At 50.9% G+C, this 20,771-nt stretch carries 19 protein-coding genes and 1 pseudogene; 6 read left to right on the top strand and 14 right to left on the bottom strand.

Annotated features, from left to right (window positions below):
• The 4 genes and pseudogenes from AC0LWM_RS15920 to AC0LWM_RS15905 form a co-directional block, all read left to right on the top strand.
• Positions 1-263: pseudogene (locus tag AC0LWM_RS15920) on the top strand (alpha/beta fold hydrolase); the annotation flags it as partial.
• Between the two features lie 188 nt (positions 264-451).
• Positions 452-1,804, top strand: a complete 1,353-nt coding sequence (locus AC0LWM_RS15915; RefSeq protein ID WP_474675937.1) for a helix-turn-helix domain-containing protein — start codon at positions 452-454, stop codon at positions 1,802-1,804.
• A 1-nt stretch (position 1,805) separates the two neighbouring features.
• On the top strand, positions 1,806-2,762 hold the full coding sequence (locus AC0LWM_RS15910) for a VOC family protein (protein WP_474675936.1): 957 nt from the start codon (positions 1,806-1,808) through the stop codon (positions 2,760-2,762).
• A gap of 24 nt (positions 2,763-2,786) precedes the next feature.
• Positions 2,787-3,362: a GyrI-like domain-containing protein gene (locus tag AC0LWM_RS15905; RefSeq protein WP_474675935.1), complete on the top strand. Its 576-nt coding sequence runs from the start codon at positions 2,787-2,789 to the stop codon at positions 3,360-3,362.
• Positions 3,363-3,791: 429 nt separating this feature from the next.
• On the opposite strand, the gene AC0LWM_RS15900 is transcribed toward AC0LWM_RS15905, so the two are convergent.
• The 13 genes from AC0LWM_RS15900 to AC0LWM_RS15840 form a co-directional block, all read right to left on the bottom strand.
• Positions 3,792-4,748 (bottom strand): ABC transporter ATP-binding protein, encoded by a 957-nt coding sequence (locus tag AC0LWM_RS15900; protein WP_474675934.1) that lies wholly within the window; start codon positions 4,746-4,748, stop codon positions 3,792-3,794.
• Positions 4,745-5,737, bottom strand: a complete 993-nt coding sequence (locus AC0LWM_RS15895; RefSeq protein WP_474675933.1) for an ABC transporter ATP-binding protein — start codon at positions 5,735-5,737, stop codon at positions 4,745-4,747. The genes AC0LWM_RS15900 and AC0LWM_RS15895 overlap by 4 nt, the downstream gene beginning before the upstream one ends.
• 24 nt (positions 5,738-5,761) lie before the next feature.
• Positions 5,762-6,712, bottom strand: coding sequence for an ABC transporter permease (locus AC0LWM_RS15890; protein ID WP_474675932.1), 951 nt, complete (start codon positions 6,710-6,712; stop codon positions 5,762-5,764).
• 3 nt (positions 6,713-6,715) lie between these two features.
• Complete coding sequence (locus tag AC0LWM_RS15885) at positions 6,716-7,651, bottom strand: ABC transporter permease (protein ID WP_474675931.1); 936 nt, start codon at positions 7,649-7,651, stop codon at positions 6,716-6,718.
• 184 nt (positions 7,652-7,835) lie between these two features.
• Positions 7,836-9,479, bottom strand: a complete 1,644-nt coding sequence (locus tag AC0LWM_RS15880; RefSeq protein WP_474675930.1) for a peptide ABC transporter substrate-binding protein — start codon at positions 9,477-9,479, stop codon at positions 7,836-7,838.
• A gap of 252 nt (positions 9,480-9,731) precedes the next feature.
• A complete protein-coding gene (locus AC0LWM_RS15875; protein WP_474675929.1) occupies positions 9,732-10,688 on the bottom strand; it encodes an ABC transporter ATP-binding protein in 957 nt (318 codons plus the stop codon).
• A complete protein-coding gene (locus AC0LWM_RS15870; protein ID WP_474675928.1) occupies positions 10,685-11,680 on the bottom strand; it encodes an ABC transporter ATP-binding protein in 996 nt (331 codons plus the stop codon). The genes AC0LWM_RS15875 and AC0LWM_RS15870 overlap by 4 nt, the downstream gene beginning before the upstream one ends.
• A gap of 22 nt (positions 11,681-11,702) precedes the next feature.
• Positions 11,703-12,650: an ABC transporter permease gene (locus AC0LWM_RS15865; protein ID WP_474675927.1), complete on the bottom strand. Its 948-nt coding sequence runs from the start codon at positions 12,648-12,650 to the stop codon at positions 11,703-11,705.
• A gap of 2 nt (positions 12,651-12,652) precedes the next feature.
• Positions 12,653-13,585 (bottom strand): ABC transporter permease, encoded by a 933-nt coding sequence (locus AC0LWM_RS15860; protein ID WP_474675926.1) that lies wholly within the window; start codon positions 13,583-13,585, stop codon positions 12,653-12,655.
• A gap of 173 nt (positions 13,586-13,758) precedes the next feature.
• Positions 13,759-15,426: a peptide ABC transporter substrate-binding protein gene (locus AC0LWM_RS15855; RefSeq protein WP_474675925.1), complete on the bottom strand. Its 1,668-nt coding sequence runs from the start codon at positions 15,424-15,426 to the stop codon at positions 13,759-13,761.
• Positions 15,427-15,838: 412 nt separating this feature from the next.
• Positions 15,839-16,225: a DUF3397 domain-containing protein gene (locus AC0LWM_RS15850; RefSeq protein ID WP_474675924.1), complete on the bottom strand. Its 387-nt coding sequence runs from the start codon at positions 16,223-16,225 to the stop codon at positions 15,839-15,841.
• A gap of 16 nt (positions 16,226-16,241) precedes the next feature.
• Positions 16,242-17,171, bottom strand: a complete 930-nt coding sequence (locus AC0LWM_RS15845; RefSeq protein WP_474675923.1) for a ketopantoate reductase family protein — start codon at positions 17,169-17,171, stop codon at positions 16,242-16,244.
• 105 nt (positions 17,172-17,276) lie between these two features.
• A complete protein-coding gene (locus AC0LWM_RS15840; RefSeq protein WP_474675922.1) occupies positions 17,277-17,921 on the bottom strand; it encodes an RsfA family transcriptional regulator in 645 nt (214 codons plus the stop codon).
• 325 nt (positions 17,922-18,246) lie between these two features.
• On the opposite strand from AC0LWM_RS15840, the gene AC0LWM_RS15835 reads away from it, so the two are divergent.
• Positions 18,247-18,483: a DUF2626 domain-containing protein gene (locus tag AC0LWM_RS15835; RefSeq protein WP_474675921.1), complete on the top strand. Its 237-nt coding sequence runs from the start codon at positions 18,247-18,249 to the stop codon at positions 18,481-18,483.
• Between the two features lie 30 nt (positions 18,484-18,513).
• Here AC0LWM_RS15835 and AC0LWM_RS15830 read toward each other — a convergent pair whose 3' ends face one another.
• A complete protein-coding gene (locus AC0LWM_RS15830; RefSeq protein WP_474675920.1) occupies positions 18,514-19,665 on the bottom strand; it encodes a class I SAM-dependent methyltransferase in 1,152 nt (383 codons plus the stop codon).
• Positions 19,666-19,767: 102 nt separating this feature from the next.
• Between AC0LWM_RS15830 and AC0LWM_RS15825 the strand changes: the two genes are divergently transcribed.
• A complete protein-coding gene (locus AC0LWM_RS15825; RefSeq protein WP_474675919.1) occupies positions 19,768-20,754 on the top strand; it encodes a hypothetical protein in 987 nt (328 codons plus the stop codon).
• Positions 20,755-20,771: the final 17 nt, after the last annotated feature.

The raw sequence follows: 20,771 nt of genomic DNA, 5'->3' as shown, positions 1-20,771 counted from the left end.
CGTCGCCGCGCATCGCCGCCGCGAACGCGGAGATGCTGCGCGCGCTGCATCGTCAGCCGCTGACGCTTGCGGCGGATGAGCTGTCGCGCTACGGCGACCGCGTCGCGATCCTCTGGGGCGAGAGCGATCTCGCGTATTCGCTGCCGGAGGCATTCGGTCGTCTTGATCGTGTGACTCGCCTACCGTACGGACATCAATTCCCGATCTCTCACCCACTGGTAACGGCGGAGCTGATGGTACGTTTGACTGCAAGCGTTCGATAAGAACGCCATTCATTGTTATTTGTTATACTTTTCAATTCCATCTGAATGGAGAAGCGGTCGCCCTGCTGGTGACCTCTTTTCTTTTTGAACAACATTGCGTCTTGATTTTAGATAAATTCGGACATATCCATAACTGCTCAAATTGTTATAATGGGAACAAATACCACAAAAAAGCGGCGGTACATACGATGAACAAGAATGATTCGGAGTCCATACAACACGCGATTGATTTTATCGAAATTCATCTACAGGAGGAGGTCGAGCTAAGCTGCATCGCAAGCAAAGCGCACCTGTCCCAAGCGCAGCTGTACCGGATGTTCTATGCCTTAACCGGCCATCCGGTAAAGGAGTACATTCGCAAACGCAAAATAAGCGAGGCAGCGAACGAATTGCGGTATTCGAATCGTCCGATTGCCGAGATTGCTTGGGAGAACGGCTTTGAATCGTACCAATCGTTCGCCAAAGTGTTCAAACGAATTGTTGGCATAACGCCAGCCGCCTATCGCAAGGCGGAGCAGTTCTTCAGCTTCGAGCCGATTCGATTGGAGGAAAAGGTTGCGTATGCGGAGCAGCGGGAGCAATCGGAAGCTTATCCGGATGTCAAAGTCATCCGCATGCAGCCGATGAAAGTATTCGCTTATCTGCATATCGCTTCTCAAGCGGAAGGCATCGAGCATTCCGCCTTTCGGAGAGTGTACGAGCGCATTCGTGCGCTCAAACATACTGGGTCGAAAATTCGGTTCCTCGGCCATAATGTCGATCTGCCTGACGTTAATGGCATTGCCCGGCACGGATACCGCATGCTTCTCTCCGGCGATGATCGAATCGGCGATGATGACCTATTCGTAGAAGATCAGTTTCCCGGTGGATTGTATGCCGTCCTGAAAACACCCGCTTCCCGCCATGACGCGATCGTCGCCGCTTGGGACCGGTTGCTCGCGGAATGGCTGCCAAAAAGCACGTTCGATCGAGGAAAACACCAGTATGTAGAAGAATTTATCGCTTATCACGAACATATTGCGCGCATGCACCTCTATTTGCCTGTCGAACGAAAACTGCGCCCCGAACAAATTGAAATCGTCCAAAGGCAGCCGGTAACCGCTCTTTTCAGCCGAGGGCATGGAGCTAAAGCCCAAACGTATGCGGAGCGCGAATTAATTGCGTGGTATAACCGATATTGCGGGTTTCCGTTAGGCCGCCATCATCACTATTACTTGTCGTTTCTTTATGGTAGTGATGACGACGAGCATTATTGGTGGGAAAACGGCATTGCCGGAGAGGGACTTGCCTGCCAGGAAGGACGCCATATTCACACAAAAAATAATAAGCGGCGGCCTCTACGCCTCCGTCGTTTCGAAAACGTACGGCCTGTTGACCGGCATGCTCGACAACATCCACCGATGGATCGCGGCTCATGCCAACCGTTTTCAATTGGACGAGGACAGGCAGTGGTTCGCCGAGTACCACACCTTCGAAGGAACCGACATCGCGCTCGATTCCATCGTCAAAATCTATGTCCCTATCAAGTGAGGAGCGTTTAGCATGGATCAAGCCGCCAAAAAAGATCAGGAGCATAATTACCGGCCGAATCACGTTACGCGTGCATTTCAGGTCATCGCCGGACATCATGCCATTATGCAGGAAGCAGGGAGCTCCCGAAATGAAGCGAATCCATCAGGCAGGCGAGCGCCCGAAATCGATTGCATGACATTGATTCAATTGCCCGCATCGGACTTGAAACGAATGGTTCATTTTTACGTTCATGTCTTGGGACTTGAATTCGAGTATCCCGATCGGCCAATCGAGGGTAACAGTTTTATCAGTACCTCACCGAGAATCGGTCCCGGTCTTCATTTGCTCGCGACTCCGGCATCGGAATTCCGTCATCTGCACGCGAATGTAAACGGGGTACCCCGTGAATACGTGAGCGTTTATGTCAAATCCATCAAAGAGCTGCATACACGGTTGCTTGAAGCAGGCGCACAAATCGTGTCCGAGCCAAACAACGGCTATATGTCTTTTCTCGATTCGGAAGGCCATTTAATCGGCGTTTATGAACGAACGGATCATCTCATCAATGAGCAGTTCCAGTCCAATATAACAGGCTTTCGACATGTGCAGCTACAAACCGTCAACGCGGATAAAACATCGGAATATTTCATCGATGCTTTTGGCTTCGAACCTGCAGCTCTCAGCGATGCGGTAACGGGTGAACGATTCCTCCGTATCCGGGACGGCGGCGACAACCAACCGTTCGTAATATTGCTGCAAGTACCTGAAGGTGCCTATCAGCCGATGCATTGGATACTTGACGGCCGGCCCAAACATGCGCTTGAATTGCACTCCAAGAGCATCCAAGCCTTAAGAGATACATTGGTCGGACATGCAACCGTCATCGAAGAGATGGAGTTTACCGCGTGTGGCGGTTATCTCAAGCTATTTATACCGGATGGCCACTATATTTGGGTCAATCAGGATCGTGAATACTGCGATTATTAATACATTGGGGAAGTGATATTCGAGATGAGCCAGCATGCGCGGAAAAATACCGAAGGCTACCAGCCGAACAGCGTGACGAAAGCTTTTCAAGTGATTATGGGGAATCAAACAGCAGCGGAACAATCGGCCGAACCCCGGAATACGACGTCGTTTACAATCGTTAGCATACAAGAGATGACATTAATCGGCATCCAGCCGGATGAACCGTTTCCGGGCTTCGATAAGAAAGTACGCTATCTGCTGGATGCGTGGGATAAGTTGTCGGCCGCCATTGACGGTGCTTTAAAGAAGGAGGACGCTGCAAAATATTTCGTTTATCATGGCATCGAAGCTTGTCCTTTCCTATGCGTCAAGGCTGACGATTTGTACTCCATTCCCGAGGGGGCTTCACAAATTACGGTGCCGGCAGGCCAATATGCCGTGTTTACATACAACGGCCTCCTGGAGGACCAGGATAACATATTTACGGAAATTTGCGATGCCCCTTTTGATATGGATCAAGACGGCATCCGCTTCGAGTTGTACGGTGAACGGTTAAACGAAACAGGTACACGAACGTGTTGCGATCTATACTTCCCGATGAAACGCTCCGAACCATGATCTTTGCGATTGCTTGCATTGCAACCCGTGAAAAGGCATCGACGCAAGCTCTTGAATAGACATTCAGAAATTTTTGGCTGAAATTCAGCAGATTCTTTCTGAAAACCTTATAAATGCTCTCATTCATTTAAAAATTCAGAAAATTTTTTCTGAAATAAAGAAATTTTTGGCTAAAAACAGAAAATGATTTCTGAATTCCGCGAAATCCCTTTCTTTGCCTTAGAAATTAAGAAAAAAGATTCTGAATTTCAGAAACTTTTTTCTTTAATGCGAGAGCAGAAGCTATTTAAAGACGAAATCAGGACATCTATTTCTGATGCAACCAAAACAACTAGCGCCGTCCGTCCTCATCACGACAAAAAACAACCTGCGAATTCCTCCCTAAAGGAAAACGCAGGTTGTCTTCATTTACTTTGCTTATAAAAGCACTTATGCGTAATGACAAGCGGCCCAATGGCCCGGCTTCACTTCGGCGAACGCCGGCTCCTCTGCGGCGCACCGCTCGGTCGCATGCGGGCAGCGCGTGCGGAAATGGCAGCCGCTTGGCGGATCGATCGGGCTCGGCAATTCGCCGGACAACACGATCCGCTCGCGCAGCGACTCCACCTCCGGATCGGGGATCGGTATGGCGGACAGCAACGCTTGCGTATACGGATGCTGCGGACTCGCGTATAATTCCTCGCTGCCTGCAAGCTCCACCATTTTGCCGAGGTACATCACCGCCACGCGGTCGCTGATATGCTTCACCATCGACAAGTCGTGGGCGATGAACAAATACGTCAGCCCGAGCCGGCGCTGCAAGTCCCGCATCAGGTTGACGACCTGCGCCTGGATCGAAACGTCGAGCGCCGAGATCGGCTCGTCGCATACGATGAACTGCGGATCAACCGCAAGCGCACGGGCGATGCCGATCCGCTGCCGCTGGCCGCCGGAAAACTCGTGCGGGTAACGCGTTGCGTGGTCCGGATTCAACCCGACCCGATCGAGCAGCTCCTCCACCTTCTTCTTGCGAGCGCCGCGGCTGTCCGTCAGCTTGTGAATATCGATCGCCTCGCCGATAATGTCGGCGATCGTCATCCGCGGATTCAGCGAAGTGTACGGGTCCTGGAAAATCATCTGCATCTCCCGCCGCAGCGCCTTCATCTTCTGCCCGGACAACGAATAGATGTTCGTCCCGTTAAACCGTACCTGGCCGTCCGTCGGCTCATACAGCCGCAGCATCGTGCGTCCGGCTGTCGATTTGCCGCAACCCGATTCGCCGACCATGCCAAGCGTCTCCCCTTTACGGATCGTAAAGCTCAGGTCGTTGACCGCTTTCAGCGTTTTCCCTTTCCCTGCATTGAAGTACTTTTTCAAATGATCGACAATGACAAGCGGTTCCGTCATACGCTCACCTCCCTGGCCATCGGATGCTGCGTCCAACATTTCACTTGGTGCGTTGAGGACAGCATCGTTGCTTCCGCGTCGCGAACGCCGCATACGGCCATCGCTTCCTCGCAGCGGCTGCAAAAACTGCAGCCTTCGGGCGGTTTGATCAAATCGGGCGGCGTGCCGAGAATCGGAATAAGCGGCTCGTCCTTTCTTTGATCCAGGCGCGGAATCGAACGAAGCAGCCCTTTCGTATACGGATGCTGTGGGTTTTTGAAAATGTCCCATTTCGTTCCCGCTTCCACCACTTTCCCGGCGTACATGACGATGACGCGATCGCACATGCCCGCCACGACGCCAAGGTCGTGTGTGATCAGAATAATCGACGTGCCAAAACGCGTTTGCAAATCTTTCATCAGCCGCAAAATTTGCGCCTGAATCGTGACGTCGAGCGCCGTCGTCGGTTCGTCGGCAATAAGCAGCGCCGGGTTGCAGGCAAGCGCAATCGCGATCATTGCCCGCTGCCGCATGCCGCCGGAAAACTCATGCGGATACTGTCGAAACCGCGCTTCGGCGTTCGGTATGCCGACAAGCTGCAGCATTTCGACGCCATTCCTGTACGCCTCCGCCTTGCCGAGCTTCTGATGCTTGACCAGTCCTTCGGTAATTTGCCGTCCGATCGTAAGCGTTGGGTTGAGCGACGTCATCGGGTCTTGAAAGATCATTCCGATCTCTTTGCCGCGGATATGCTCCATTTCCTTTTCCGTCTTCCGCAGCAAATCTTCGCCCATAAAACGAACCGAACCGCTCTTGACGACGCCGGGCGGCGACGGAACAAGCCTCATGACCGTCTGGGCGGTCACGCTTTTCCCGCACCCCGACTCGCCGACGATCGCCACCGCTTCCCCTTTGTTCACGGAGAAGTCGATGCCGCGCACCGCCTGCACTTCCCCGCCGCGGACGTGAAAAGACACGCGCAAATCTTGGACTTCCAATATCGGTCTCATGTTCTCACCTCGTTTTGTGAGCGATTACTTTTTCATTTTCGGATCGAGCGCATCCCGTAGGCCGTCGCCGAAAATGTTAAACGCGAGCATTGTAATGCTGATCAGGAAGGCGGGGAAAAACATCCTCCACGGATACAGCATCCAGCCGGCCAACGCGTCGTCGATCATCGTTCCCCACGAGGCTGCGGGCGATTGGACGCCAAGGCCGAGAAAGCTTAAAAAAGCTTCCGAAAAAATCGCCGAAGGAACGGTAAGCGTCAGCGTCACGATGATCGGTCCCATCGAATTCGGGATCAGATGTCGGAACAAAATGCGCCAGGCACTTGCGCCAATCGAGCGTGAGGCGAGAACAAACTCTTGATTTTTCAATTGCATCATTTGCCCGCGCACGATCCAGGCCATGTTGATCCATCCCGTGACGGACAAGGCCACGATAATCGTCCAAATGCTCGGTTCCATGACGACAAGAAGCAAAATAACGACCAGCAAATAAGGAATCGCATACAAAATCTCGCAAAATTTATTCAGCGCCTTATCGACCCAACCGCCGAAATACCCCATGATGCCGCCGATGACAACTCCGATCAGCAAATCGACGAGAGCGGCCGATACGCCGACGATGAGCGAAATTTGCGCCCCCGTCCAGGTGCGGGCGAACATATCGCGGCCCAGATCGTCGGTGCCGAACCAATAATCGGCGGAAGGAGACTGATTCGTCGCATCGAGGTGGTTCGTCTTAAAATCATGCGGCGATATAAGCGGCCCTACTACGGCCATCACAACGAGCAGACATAAGACGACGAGACTCGCCATTGCAAAACCGTTGCGCCGCAGCCTTTGCCACGAATCCTTCCAAGCCGATACGCTTTCCCGCTTCAGAACATCCGGCTGCTTGCGCTCGCGGCCCAGCTTCGCAAAGTCGCCGGGCGTAAGCCGCGCCGGCTTGAGACGGACATGTTCCTCCTGCATTCCCATCGGTCACGTCCCTCCTTTGCCGGCGCTCAATTTAATGCGCGGGTCGATAAAACCGTAGGCGACATCCGTCAAAAAACGGGTAGCCATCAGAATGATGCCATAAAACAACGTAATGCCCATAATGAGCGTGTAATCGCGATTGCTTACGCTTTCCACGAAATATTTGCCAAGCCCAGGTATGCCGAATATTTGCTCGACGACGACCGAACCGGTAATAACGCTGGCTGTCAGCGGCCCAAGATATGTGACGACAGGCAAAATGCCGTTGCGCAGCGCATGGCGCATCATAATAATTGTGCCGGGCAACCCTTTGGATTTGGCTGTTTTGATATAGTCGGCATTCAGCACCTCGAGCATGCTCGAGCGGGTCAAACGGGCAATAAAGGCAATCGGCAGCGCGGACAACGCAATGGTCGGCATAACGAAATCAAAAGGACTGTTTAACCCTGCAACATGAAACATGCCTAGCTTGACGCCGAGCACGTACTGCAGCATCGAAGCGAGCACAAAGTTCGGGATCGATACGCCTAGAACGGCGAGCACCATCGCCGCGTCATCGAAAAACTTGCGGTGGTGCAGCGCGGCGATCATTCCTAGTGCAAGTCCAAGTATGACGGAAACGACCAAAGAAACGATGCCGAGCTGAAGCGAATAGACGAACGAAGTGCCGATAATGCCGACGACCGTTAAATGCTGCCGTTTCATCGACATGCCGAAATCGAATTGGAGCAAATTTTTCAAATAATTGCCATACTGCACGATTACGGGTTGATCCAAGCCGTAATGGGCCAGCAGCTTCGCTTTAATTTCCGGCGGTACGGCTTTCTCGGACATAAACGGGTCTCCCGGAATCGCTTTCATCAGAAAAAAAGTGGCCGAGGCAAGAACAAACATCGAAATGAGCAAATAGACGAACTTCCATGAAATATACCGGATCAAGGCGAATTCACCTCCAGATAACCCCACAAAGTGGGGCTTGACTTCGAAGCTGATTCAGGTACTTAAAAAGTTTGCGAAGCAAACTTGCATCGAAAGCGTTGCTCGGGGACCCCGTATACCTTTAAGAAAGCCGGGACATACACGGTCATGTCGGCATATGCCCCGGCTGGCCGGTTTTTGTTACTTATTCGATATAACCGCGGTTAAAGTTGATGTCGCCTTTGTAGTCGATAAATATATCTTTGAACCCGGGTTTGAGCAAACGGACGTTGGAATAATAGTAGATCGGCAAAATGACCATGTCGTCCATCAGCAGCTTCTCCGCCTTCGACATCGACTCCATCCGTTTCTTCTGATCGAACGACGTCGTCGCTTCCTTGACCAGACCGTCATACTCCTTGTTTTTCCAGCCGGAATCGTTATTGCCGCTTGTCGAAGTCCATAAGTCCATATACGTCATCGGATCGTTATAATCCGCACCCCAGCCGGCGCGCGCAATTTGATAGTTTAAATTCGTCCGGTTTTTCAGGAATACGCCCCATTCCTGAACTTCCGTCTTGACCGAAACGCCGAGCTTTTTGTTCCACATGTCCGCGATCGCTTCGGCCACCTTTTTGTGCCCCGCGCCTTCGTTATGAATCAGCGTAATTTCCGGAAGCTTGGCGTAGCCTTTTTCCTGCATCCCTTCGGCCAGCAATTTTTTCGCTTCTTCGATATCTTCTTTGAAGAAATCGTCCTTGTACTCCTGCCTGTATTCTTTTTCCGCGCCGGAAATGCCCGGCGACACGAATCCGTAAGCCGGTAATTCCCCGGCAAGCGTTACCTTATCCACGATTTCCTGGCGGTCGATCGCCATGGCGAACGCCTTGCGGATTTTTACGTTATCGAATGGCGCCGCGGTCGTATTGAACACGTAGTAATAAGTGCTCGCGATGCCTTTAATCTCCATTTCGTCTTTTTTCGATTCCTTGAGCTTCGGAAGCTGATCCGCCGGAATTTCTCCGGTCGGCTTGCCGGTATAGTCGAGTTGATTCGTCTCGTACATGCTGAGCTCCGTGGAAGCGTTGTTCACCATCGTTAGATTTACTTTGGTTAAGTGGATGTTGCCTTTGTCGTAATAGTTTTCGTTCGGCACAAGCTCGATCGAATCGTTATGTTTCCATTGGCTGATTTTGAAAGGGCCGTTCGTGATGATGGATTGGGCTTCGGAAGCCCAGGCTGGATTGGATTGCACCGTTTTGGCATGTATGGGGTAGTAAGTCATAAACGAGGTTAAGCCTAAGAAGTAAGGAGTCGGCGATTCGAGCGTAACTTCGAGCGTATAATCGTCAGTCGCTTTGACGCCAACCTGGTTCGGGTCGGAAATGTGGTTCGGGTTGTCTTCGATGACGTTATAGTTTTGCGCATTTTTCAAGTAGTATAACTGATAAGCATATGGCGGGGCCGGCTCCGCTTTCGGATCGAGCACCCGTTTCCAGGCAAATTCGAAGTCGTGCGCGGTGACGGGATCGCCGTTGCTCCATTTGACGTCTTTCCGGAGATGGAACGTATACTTGGTTTTGTCGTCGGAAATATCCCATTTTTCGGCCATGCCGGGTTGGACTTTATTATCCGCATCAAGCTGAACGAGCCCTTCGTACAATGCAGTCAGAACGGTAGACGAGATGTTGTCCTGCGATTGCCCGGGATCGAGCGTAGGCGGCTCGGAATGCAAATTCATCCGAAACACTTGCTCTCCGCCCTTGCCGCTTTTTGTTCCGCAGCCGGCGAGCAGAGCTCCGATGACGAGTACAACCGACAATACAACATACATACTTTTTGTTCTCATACGAATACCCTCCCATAACATAAAATCGTCGTGCATAATGCGTTACATAATGCAGTCGGTTTTGTTGAATGGAAAGCCCGTAATCGTAAATACATCACTGGAATCAATTCATGTCACTCCTTTCATCTATATTATTAAAAATATGTAATGGTAAGAGAATTTATTTTTCCAATGGTTAATTTTTCGGATCAGCACAAAAAAAAGAGAACCGTCAAGGTTCTCCTAAAAATAAAACGATGTCGCGATTACGATTTATGCGTAATGGCAAGCTGTCCAATGGCCCGGCTTCACTTCGGCGAACGCCGGCTCCGATTTGGCGCACAACTCGGTCGCATGCGGACAACGCGTGCGGAAAGGGCAGCCGCTCGGCGGATTAACCGGGCTGGGCAAATCGCCTTTGAGCACGATGCGTTCGCGTGTCGCCTCGATCTCCGGATCGGGAATCGGGATCGCGGACAGCAGCGCTTGCGTGTAAGGATGCTTCGGATTGGCGTACAGCTCGCCGGCGTCGGCCAGCTCCACCATTTTGCCCAAATACATCACCGCTACGCGATCGCTGATATGCTTCACCATCGACAAGTCATGAGCGATGAACAGATAAGTGAGGCCCATGCTGCGCTGCAAATCTTGCAGCAAGTTGACGACCTGCGCTTGAATCGAAACGTCGAGCGCGGAAATCGGCTCGTCGCAAATAATGAACTTCGGATTCACCGCAAGCGCCCGGGCGATGCCGATCCGCTGCCGCTGGCCGCCGGAGAACTCATGCGGATAACGCGTTGCATGATCCGGGTTCAGCCCGACCATGTCGAGCAGCTCTTCGACCTTCTTCTTGCGGGCGGCGCGGCTGTCCACCAAATGATGAATATCGAGCGGTTCGCCGATGATATCGGTAATCGTCATTCTCGGATTCAGCGATGCATACGGATCTTGGAAAATCATCTGCATGTCGCGGCGCACGGCCTTCATCTTTGCGTTATTCAATCCGTAAATGTTCGTTCCGTCGAACTCAACGGCACCGTCCGTCGGCTCGTATAAGCGCAATATCGTGCGTCCCGCCGTCGATTTGCCGCAGCCGGATTCGCCGACCATGCCTAGCGTTTCACCTTTGCGGATGGAGAAGTTCAGATCGTTCACGGCTTTAAGCGTCTGGCCTTTGCCAACGTTAAAAAACTTTTTCAAATGATTGACCGACACTAACGGTTTCGTCATACGCCCACCTCCTGTGCCAGCGGATGCTGCGTCCAGCAGCGAACGACATGCGTGTCGCTAAGGCGCGTAAACTCGGCATCCCGCGTTGCGCATACGCCCATAGCTTCATCGCAACGGCTGCAGAAGCCGCAACCTGCAGGCGGTTTGATCAAATCCGGCGGCGAGCCCAAAATCGGGATGAGCGGCTCGTCCTTTTTCTGGTCCAGCCGCGGAACCGAACGAAGCAATCCTTTTGTGTATGGGTGCTGCGGATTTTTGAAAATTTCCCATTTCGTTCCTGTTTCTACCACTTTACCCGCGTACATCACAACGACACGGTCGCACATATCGGCCACGACGCCGAGATCATGCGTGATCATAATGATCGAAGTGCCCATCTTCTGCTGCAAATCCTTCATCAATCGCAAAATTTGCGCCTGAATCGTCACGTCGAGCGCCGTTGTCGGCTCGTCGGCGATTAACAGCGCCGGATTGCACGCCAGCGCGATCGCGATCATCGCCCGCTGCCGCATCCCGCCGGAAAATTCATGCGGATATTGCTTGAACCGCGCTTCCGGATTCGGAATGCCGACCAGCTTCAGCATTTCAACGGCGCGATCGAATGCTTGCTGCTTGCTCATTTTTTGATGCTTGATGAGGCCTTCCGTAATTTGCCGTCCGATCGTAATCGTCGGATTCAGCGAGGTCATCGGGTCTTGGAAAATCATGCCGATGTCTTTGCCCCGGATGCCTTCCATTTCTTTTTCGGTTTTCTTCAGCAGATCCTGGCCGAGAAAGTTGATCGAACCGTTTTTAATTTTGCTGGGCGGAGACGGAATAAGCCGCATGATCGTTTGCGCGGTCACGCTTTTGCCGCAGCCCGATTCGCCGACGATCGCCACCGCTTCGCCCCGGTTGACATGGAAGTTCACCCCGCGCACGGCCTGCACTTCGCCGCCCCGCACGTGAAACGATACGCTGAGGTCGCGTACTTCCAATAACGGTTGTTGCATGATGTTTCACCTCAATCCCTATCTATTTTTTCATCTTCGGATCGAGCGCGTCGCGCAGCCCGTCGCCGAATACGTTAAATGCAAGCATCGTCAAGCTGATCAATACAGCCGGGAAAAACATTTTCCAAGGATAGATCGTCCAGCCTTGCAAAGCGTCGTTAATCATCGTGCCCCAGGAAGCTGCGGGCGATTGTACGCCAAGGCCAAGGAAGCTTAGGAATGCTTCCGCAAAAATCGCGCTTGGCACGGTCAGCGTCAGCGTGACGATAATCGGCCCCATCGAGTTCGGAATGAGATGGCGGAATAGAATACGCCATGCGCCTGCGCCGATCGAACGGGATGCGAGCACGTACTCCTGATTTTTCAACTGCATGATCTGTCCGCGTACGATCCACGACATATTAATCCATCCGGTCACCGACAAGGCGACAATGATGGTCCACATGCTCGGTTCCATCACGACGAGCAATAATATGACAATAAGCAGGTAAGGAATCGAATATAAAATTTCCGCGAATTTGTTCATCGTTTCATCCAAGCGGCCGCCGAAGAAGCCCATGATACCACCGTAGATTACGCCGATCACCAAATCGATTAATGCGGCGACAACGCCGACGGTAAGCGAAATTTGCGCCCCCATCCACGTTCTTGCGAACATGTCGCGGCCCAGATCGTCCGTTCCGAACCAATGCTCGGCCGAAGGCGGCATGTTCGTCGCATCCAGATTGTTCGTTTTATAATCGTGCGGCGAGATCATCGGACCGATAATTGCCATAATGATGAGAAGGATCATCACGATAAGTCCGGCCATCGCCAGCTTGTTCGTTTTGAGTCTTTCCCAGGCGTCCCGCCAGGCGGACAAGCTTTCGCGGGGAATAGCTTCCGATTGCCTGCTTTGCTGATCGAGCTTGACGAAATCTTCCTTGGTCAGCGCCGGTTTGTTGTCTGCTGAACTATTGTTCGTTGCCAATGTTAGCCCTCCTTGCCTTTTGAAAGCTTAATGCGCGGGTCGACGAACATGTAGGCAATGTCGGTGACGAACCGGGCAACCATCAAAATAACGCCATAAAATAACGTAATGCCCATGATCAGCGTATAATCGCGATTTCCGACGCTTTCGACGAAAAACTTGCCCAATCCGGCGATACCGAATACTTGTTCGATTACGACCGAACCGGTAATGACGTTTGCCGTGAGCGGTCCCAAATACGTAACGACAGGCAATATGCCGTTGCGCAGCGCATGCCGAATCATCACGATACGCCCAGGCAAGCCTTTGGAGCGGGCGGTACGGATATAGTCGGACGTTAATACTTCAACCATGCTGGAGCGGGTAAGCCGTGCGATAAAGGCAATCGGCAAAGCGGACAAAGCCAGCGTCGGCATGACAAAATCAAGCGGCTCTTCCAGTCCCGCTACGTTGAACCACCCAAGCTTTACGCCCAGAAAATATTGCAGCATCGATGCGAGCACGAAGCTCGGAATCGATACGCCGAGTACTGCAAGTATCATCGCGATGTTATCGAGTGCGCGACGATGGTATAGCGCAGCGATCATGCCAAGAAACAACCCGACGATAACCGATACGATGATCGAAACGACGCCTAACTGCAGCGAATAAGTAAACGAATCGCTAATAATGCTCGTAACGGTCAAATTCTGGCTTTTCATTGACATGCCTAAATCCAAATGCAGCAAGTTTTTCAAATACACGACGTATTGCGTGAATAGCGGCTTGTCCAATCCGTAGCTAGCCATCAGCTGAGCGCGGATTTCAGGCGGAACGGCTTTTTCGGATAAAAAAGGATCCCCTGGGATCGCTTTCATGAGAAAAAAGGTAGCCGTTGCCAACACGAAAATGGAGACAAGCATATATAAAAACTTGCTTGAAATATACCGGGCCATTACTGCACCTCCATACAAAATATCGCTTAATGCTACATTAATTGTAAACTGTCGTAGCCGACAACGTCCATTTTAAGATGTTTCCATTCAAGGTGGATTCATGGTCTCCATTCAAAAGAAATCGGGATATATATGGATTTCCACATATATCCCGATCACTCATCGTTCGTTCACTACTCAATATAAGCGCGAGTATAGTCGACGTCACCTTTATAATCGATCGTCAAGCCTTTAACGTTCGGCTTCACCATTTGCGTGCTGGAGTAATAGTACAGCGGCATGATGACCTGATTGTCCATCAGGATCTTCTCGGCTTTGGCCATCGCTTCAACCCGTTTGTTCTGATCGGCGGTGCTATATGCTTCTTTCACAAGGGTATCGTATTCCGGGCTCTTGAAGCCGGAGTCGTTGTTGCCGCTCTTCGAAGTCCACAGATCGATAAATGTCATCGGATCGTTATAGTCCGCTCCCCAACCGGAACGAGCGATTTGGTAGTTCAGGCTTGTACGGTTTTTCAGGAACACTTTCCATTCTTGGTTTTCAAGCTTAACCGTTACACCCAGGTTTTTGCTCCACATGTCGGCGACTGCTTGAGCGATTTTTTTGTTGCCGTCGCTTGTGTTGTAAGTCAATTTAATTTCTGGCAAAGCCGTTAATCCTTTTTCTTGCAGGCCTGTTGCAAGCAGTTTTTTCGCTTCGTCGATGTTGTCGGCGAAGAAGTCGTCTTTATGCTCGGTACGGAACTCGTCTTTGACGCCGATGATTCCCGGCGGCACGAAACCGTGTGCAGGCAGTTCGCCGGACAACGTAACTTTGTCGACCAGCTTCTGGCGGTCAATCGCCATCGCGAACGCTTTGCGGATGTTCAAGTTGTCGAACGGCGCAGCCGTCGTGTTGAACACATAGTAGTACGTGCTTGCGATCCCTTTAATGCTGAGCTCGCCTTGTTTTTCTTGTTTCAGCTTCGGCAATTGATCCAGCGGAATTTCGCCGGTTGGCTTGCCTGTGTAATCCAATTGACCTGTGTTGTACATATTGAGCTCGGTCGAGGAATCTTTAACCATCACGAACTTGACTTTCGTCAGTTTAATTTCGTTTTTGGCGTAATAGTTCTCGTTAGGAACCAATTCGATCGAGTTGCTGTGCTTCCAGGAGCTGAGCTTGAACGGTCCGTTCGAAATGAACGTGCTTGCATCTCCGGCCCAGTTGGCATTGTCTTTCGCCGATTTATGAACCGGGAAGAACGTTTGGAACGACAACAGGCTCAAGAAGTACGGCGTTGGCGCTTCAAGCTGGACTTCCAGCGTGTAGTCGTCCTTCGCTTTGACACCGACTTGCGAAGGGTCTGTAATATGATTAGGGTTATCTTTTTCAACGTTATAGTTTTGTGCGTTTTTCAAATAATACAGCTGGTAAGCGTATGGCGCAGGAGGATTCAGCTTCGGATCCAATGCGCGGGTCCATGCGTATTCGAAATCGTGAGCCGTTACAGGGTCGCCGTTGCTCCATTTCGCGTCTTTGCGAAGGTGGAACGTATACGATTTTTGGTCGTCGGAAACTTCCCATTTCTCGGCGATGCCGGGAATCGTTGCGCCTTTTTCGTCTTTGCGGGTCAGTCCTTCAAACAGACCGTTGATGACCGTGTTGGATACGTTATCCTGCGATAAAGCCGGATCCAAAGTCGGCGGCTCGGATGTTAAGTTCATCCGGAATACTTGCTCTTTAGCCGATGGTTTGCCAGTTTCTCCACCTGCGCCCGTCTCGGCTTTGGAGCCGCAGCCGGCTAGAACAGTGCCTGCGACAAGCAGTGTGGACAGCATGACAGTCAAACTTTTTTTCATCTGTTCGTTTCCCCCTAAAAGTTTTGTGAAGCAAGACTTCGTGAATCAACTACGCAACAAAACTCGCTTCGAAAGCACTCGCTTAGTTTTGTGGAGCTTGGCTGCTGCGAATGAACTTCGCAACAAAACTTACTTCGTAAGCATACGCTTAGTTTTGTGAAGCTTTGCTTCATAAATTCAGCAACATATCAAAGCGCGCATGCCAAGAAAGCGTTATTATAGCTGCGTTTCCCATTATAAAACCGCCGGTCAATTAATTGCTAGATGTAAATATTGACATTCGCGATCCTTATCTTCTATTTATAAAAAAGCACCTTTGAACATCACTGCTGGTTACATTCCCCATAGGAGGCAAAAAAAAGAACCTACTTCTTTGTAGGTTCTCACCGTTTGGTCCAATTATTCGCAATCGCTACATCGTAAAAATATTTTTTCCGATCCCGACAAATAAAAATACGACATATAGCAAACTCATCGCAAAAAAACTGATTCTCCACAAGCTTCTGAAAATTTTGGCGACATTCAGCTTGCCGCGAACTCGGTATTGCAAGTTGCCCATTAGTCCGCCCGCAATAAGAAAGAACAATAAAATGCCGTAAAATCCGAACTTGGACGAAAATACATTATTGAACATGCTGGCCACAACGGCAATCAGCAATGCCGTCGTGACGTCCATGGACATAAGCGTCGCTTGACGCTTGTCCTTGCGGCGATAATAAACGATTGCCCATACGATGATAAAAGGAACAAAGGGTACAACCGCCAATACAGCATACAAATGTCCGAGCCATTCCAGCATTGCATCATCACCGCCTTTATCGCAATATCCCTTTGACTAGATCATATACCGTTCGATTCGCAGGTACAGGGACCCCGACCCGATCGGCCAATGAAATGACGCTGCCGTTAATCCAATCGATCTCCGTCTCCCGTCCTTCCTGAATGTCGCGCAGCATCGAAGACGTATTGTTCGCCGTGCTGCGGCAGACGCCCAGCACTTCTTCCCACGCTCCGTCCGGCAGAGAACAACCCAGCTTCCCGACAACCCCCGCGGCTTCATCGAACAATTGCCGCATCATATGTATTCTGCGTTCCGATAGGAGCAGTTCCCCGTTACGGATTCGCCATAACGCCGTCAGCGGATTAATGACCGCATTCACGACCAGTTTCATATAAACTCTATCGTTGATGTTGTTCGACAGAAATACGGAGAATCCTGCCGAAATAAGCAGATTGTTCAATATTTTTTCATTATTTTGCGGAATGGAGACGGAATTTCCGATATAGGTCGTCCCGTGCCCGGTATGCAGCACGGAATGTCCGGACTGCTTCAGCGCAGCTTCGGTCGTTATGGCCGCATAAAGACGCTCCTCCGGAATAAATTCAGCGAGACGTTCCATATGGCCAACACCGTTTTGAAAGCACACCATCTTCGTCTTCCGCCCGATGAGCGCAGCTATCCGCTGCGCGAACTTCGCGTCAATATGCTTTTGCTTTACCGTTAACAAGATCCACTCCGGACCATCGCCAAACTCGGCTGACGGCAAATGCTCCATTGCGTATGCTTGGCATGCCGTATGGCCGGCTTCGTTTGTCGACGCCTCCATAACGGTGATACCGGCTTGTCCGATTTCATCGGCTTGTTGTGCCGATCGCGTCACAATGGCAACGTCCGCTCCGGATATCGCCAGTTTGCCCGCAAAGAGCAGCCCCATCGAACCGGCTCCAATGACCCATATTTTCATTTTATCCCCGCCTGTTAGATTCGCTTCCATAGTTAAGCTCATTATCTCTTCAATGAAAAAGATCCGCAAGCGACTTCGTCACTTCCGGATCTTAATACGCGGCTGCTATTCAATTCGTTCCAAATTCCCGTTGGCATCCATCTTGAACCGCGGCTTCGACTCATCTTCCTCTTCTACGAGGAATGCGAGTTTTCGTGCCCGATCCATAATTTGAATGAGTGCTTTATAATCGTCGTTGACGACCCGGTAATCGGTTTGCACTTCGCTCACTTCACGGTTCAAACGTTCATTGTCTCTGCGCAATCTGGAGATATCGTCTTCCTTCTCGCGCAATTCTTTTTCGAGACTCTTGATTTGACGGTGCGTTTCCTGATAGGTTGTTTTCCATTGTCTTAAAAAACGAATAACCGCATCGATCGAAATCGATTCTTCGGTAATGGTATCGCTTCGGTATCCGGAATCATCCGTTTCCAGCGTGGCGATTGCCGCAATATGACTTGCCGCGGTCTGTTTTTTCATGTAGTTTCGCTTTTGCCTTTGCGCCTTGGCATTATGAATCGCTGTTTCGTATTTTTTGCGTACGCAGCTGTTCCAACGAAAACCGCATGCCGCCGAGGTTCGCCCTATTTTTTCTCCTACCTCTTCAAAAGCGGCCAATTGTGTACTGCCCTCGCGGATATGACGCAAAGTCACCTCCGCCAAGATCAGATCATCATCCGTGCTCCATGCATCTTGTCTAACTGCTGACATGCTTATGAACCTCCCAACTTATTGGTTTCATGACGAATCCCGTTTTTTTCTACATATGTGTCATCGGTTGTATGAGTCATTAAGTAACCCTTACCTTATCTCTATGCCCTTGGTAGAGTTCATAGAATCTATTTGTAGTATTTGGTATTTCCATTTTTTCGAAGGCTCATACATGTTTTTGGGCGATATAGGGTAAAGTAATTTATAAGCGGCAAGCAAATAGAAAAGTTTTGGATTTCGTCACGGATTCGCAGTTTACACCAAGTCGAGAAAAGCGGTATAATGTTGGTTAAAGACTGCGCCTGCGAGAGAGGGGGAGAATACAGTGGCACGCATGTTTCGGGTTCTCGGCTTCTTTACACTGGTGATCGGGCTTATGGCATATGCCGGCGATATGGTGGAAATGGCACTTCTGTTCTTTTTCCAAACCGCCGTATTTGTACTACTCGGTTACTTGAACTTCACTGAAAGGACTTACATATTAATGTTCTGGGGGTATATGATCCTTAGTTTCGGGGGATATACGTACTGGACATTTTTTGAGATGGGCAAACCTTTCTAAGAAGACGTCGACGACAAAGCGGCTGAGCGATCAGCCGCTTTTTTGCTGTACTAGCACCTTAAACAATTCGCTCATGCCATCGCTTAGGAGCAGTTGGCGGATGGCACGATTGGCGCGAGCTTCCTTCGAGAACGGATCGCCGGCGTGCTGCTGCAATCGGTTCAATATGCCGGCCTCGATCAGAAACTGCTTTTGTGTCTGGTATGCGATTGTTTCCAAACCTAATTTGCTTCCGGCACGCATGAGAGAAGAAAAATTGACGTGTGCCGTCATATCCTGCTCACCGATGAAGCGATACGGACGATCATACGCGGTATGGTTTCGGTAGCATAAAAACGTGCCATTCATCCGAGAGCGAGCGTACAACTCCTCTGACTCATCCCCGTAATCGATCGACAAGACGATGCTTCCCGCAGGCAATTTGTCGGCTATATTGCCCAGCCATGCGATGGCGTTCAGGTTCACTTCGATCGTCTGCCCTTCCGCAAGCTCGATGGCTTCATCTTGTACATAACGTGTCAGACGTTCGTCGCGAATCGGCGAGAGCATTTCACGGAACCATCCGCTCTCGTCATCCCAGCCTACGCAAATTTCCATAACTTCTCCCCGATGCTTGTGCAATCGATGGACCGGGAATGCGTCGAGCAGTTCGTTTGACAATACGATATGATGCCCTGAAATCACCTGCCGCTCATACTCTTCACGCGTAAACACCGTCGATATATCGGCATACGGAGCCAACCTCCGGCGGATGATATCTCGGTGATACGGACTTTCCTCCACAACCTGATATCGGATATCCGAAAGAATCGTCGCTTCGGCCTGTTGCAGCCCCCGAACGATTTGTTCCGCGAGCTGTCCCGTACCTCCGCCCCATTCCGTCAACGTCACTTCCTGACCGGCCCATCCGTTATCGCGAATCACTTTATACACATAGGCTGCCAGCATTTCTCCCATGAATCCCCCGATCGCGGAGCTTGTATAAAAATCGCCGTCCTTGCCGATTTTATCCCGCTGCCGGGTGTAATAGCCATGCTCGGGATCATAAAGACATGCTTCCATATAAGCGGCGAAAGTGATCGTTTGATCCGGACTTTGCTTGATACGGCCGCGAAGCAAGTCGATCAAGCTCTCGTCCCCGCGTTCTCCTTGTTTAGGTATTTCGGTTCGCTCTAGTTCCATCGAAATATCCTCCGTTCGATCCATTCTAGTCTCAGCTAAAGACAAATACCGTACGAGTCGCTATAATATTAAAAGATTATGATACCAGGAAGGAGTATCGGCATGAAGAAGCGCAAATCGCTGCTCGGTTTGGCGGGCCTAGCCCTGTTCGTTGCCTTGGCCGCCGGCTGTTCAGACGACGATACATTAAAGAAAGAAGTGCGGCAATCGATTCAGAAGCAAACCGAAATGAAGAGCTACTCCTTCGCCGGTTCGGCCAATGTTCGCGCCGATGTTCCAAAGCCTCAGACAGCCTCCCTGACAAGCCAATTGGCCGAGGCATTGGCTAACAGTCAGATCAAGTGGCAAGGGGCCGTAGACAGCCAAGCGGCGCGCGGAGAGATGAAGCTGAACGTTAAGCCGGAAGGAAATCAGCAAGCGTACGATCTGTCCATGCTGTTCAAGGATAACAAAATGTACGTGGGCACGCCACTCGTTAACGCACCGGATGAATATTTTGAGATCGATCTTGCCAAAGGAGCCCAAATCGGACCGCTTTCCGCGGATACGTTTCAGATGAACGGCATGTTTGCCCGTTTATTCGGCACGATTGCGGACGCCGTCGAACCCGGATCGTTTCGGCAGACCAAGGCATCGGACGCTAGCAATCAGAACGTCCATACGATATCCGTCGAAGTGGAAGATAAGAACAAGGAAGCTTTTTTGACTCAGCTCTACCCGAAGCTGCCGGAACTATTGGATACGATGGCCTCTTATCATGTGATTAACTCATCGCAATTGCAGGTGCTAAAGTCACAGCTAGAGAAGCTGGACAACGGGCAGAAAAAGAAGCTGGCCGAGCAAACAACCTTGAACGGACCGTTGCAGCTGCAGCTCACCGTCGACGGCGAGAGCCGCGTCGTCCGGCAAACGATGAAACTGGATCTGACATTCAAGCCGGAAACAAGCGATACGCCGCTCGGTCTGAAGCTCGATACGGACATTGCCTACGATAACCTGGATCAAGCCCCTTCGTTCAAGATGGAGGTCCCGTCCAAAACAGTTTCCATCGATCGGCTGCTCCAATACATAAAGCCCGTCTCCCCATAATATGATTAGGGTGTAGG

It is taken from the genome of Paenibacillus sp. sgz302148, assembly GCF_056120465.1.
Note: the sequence above shows the minus strand (reverse complement) of the source record. Positions and strands in the feature narration are given on the sequence as shown.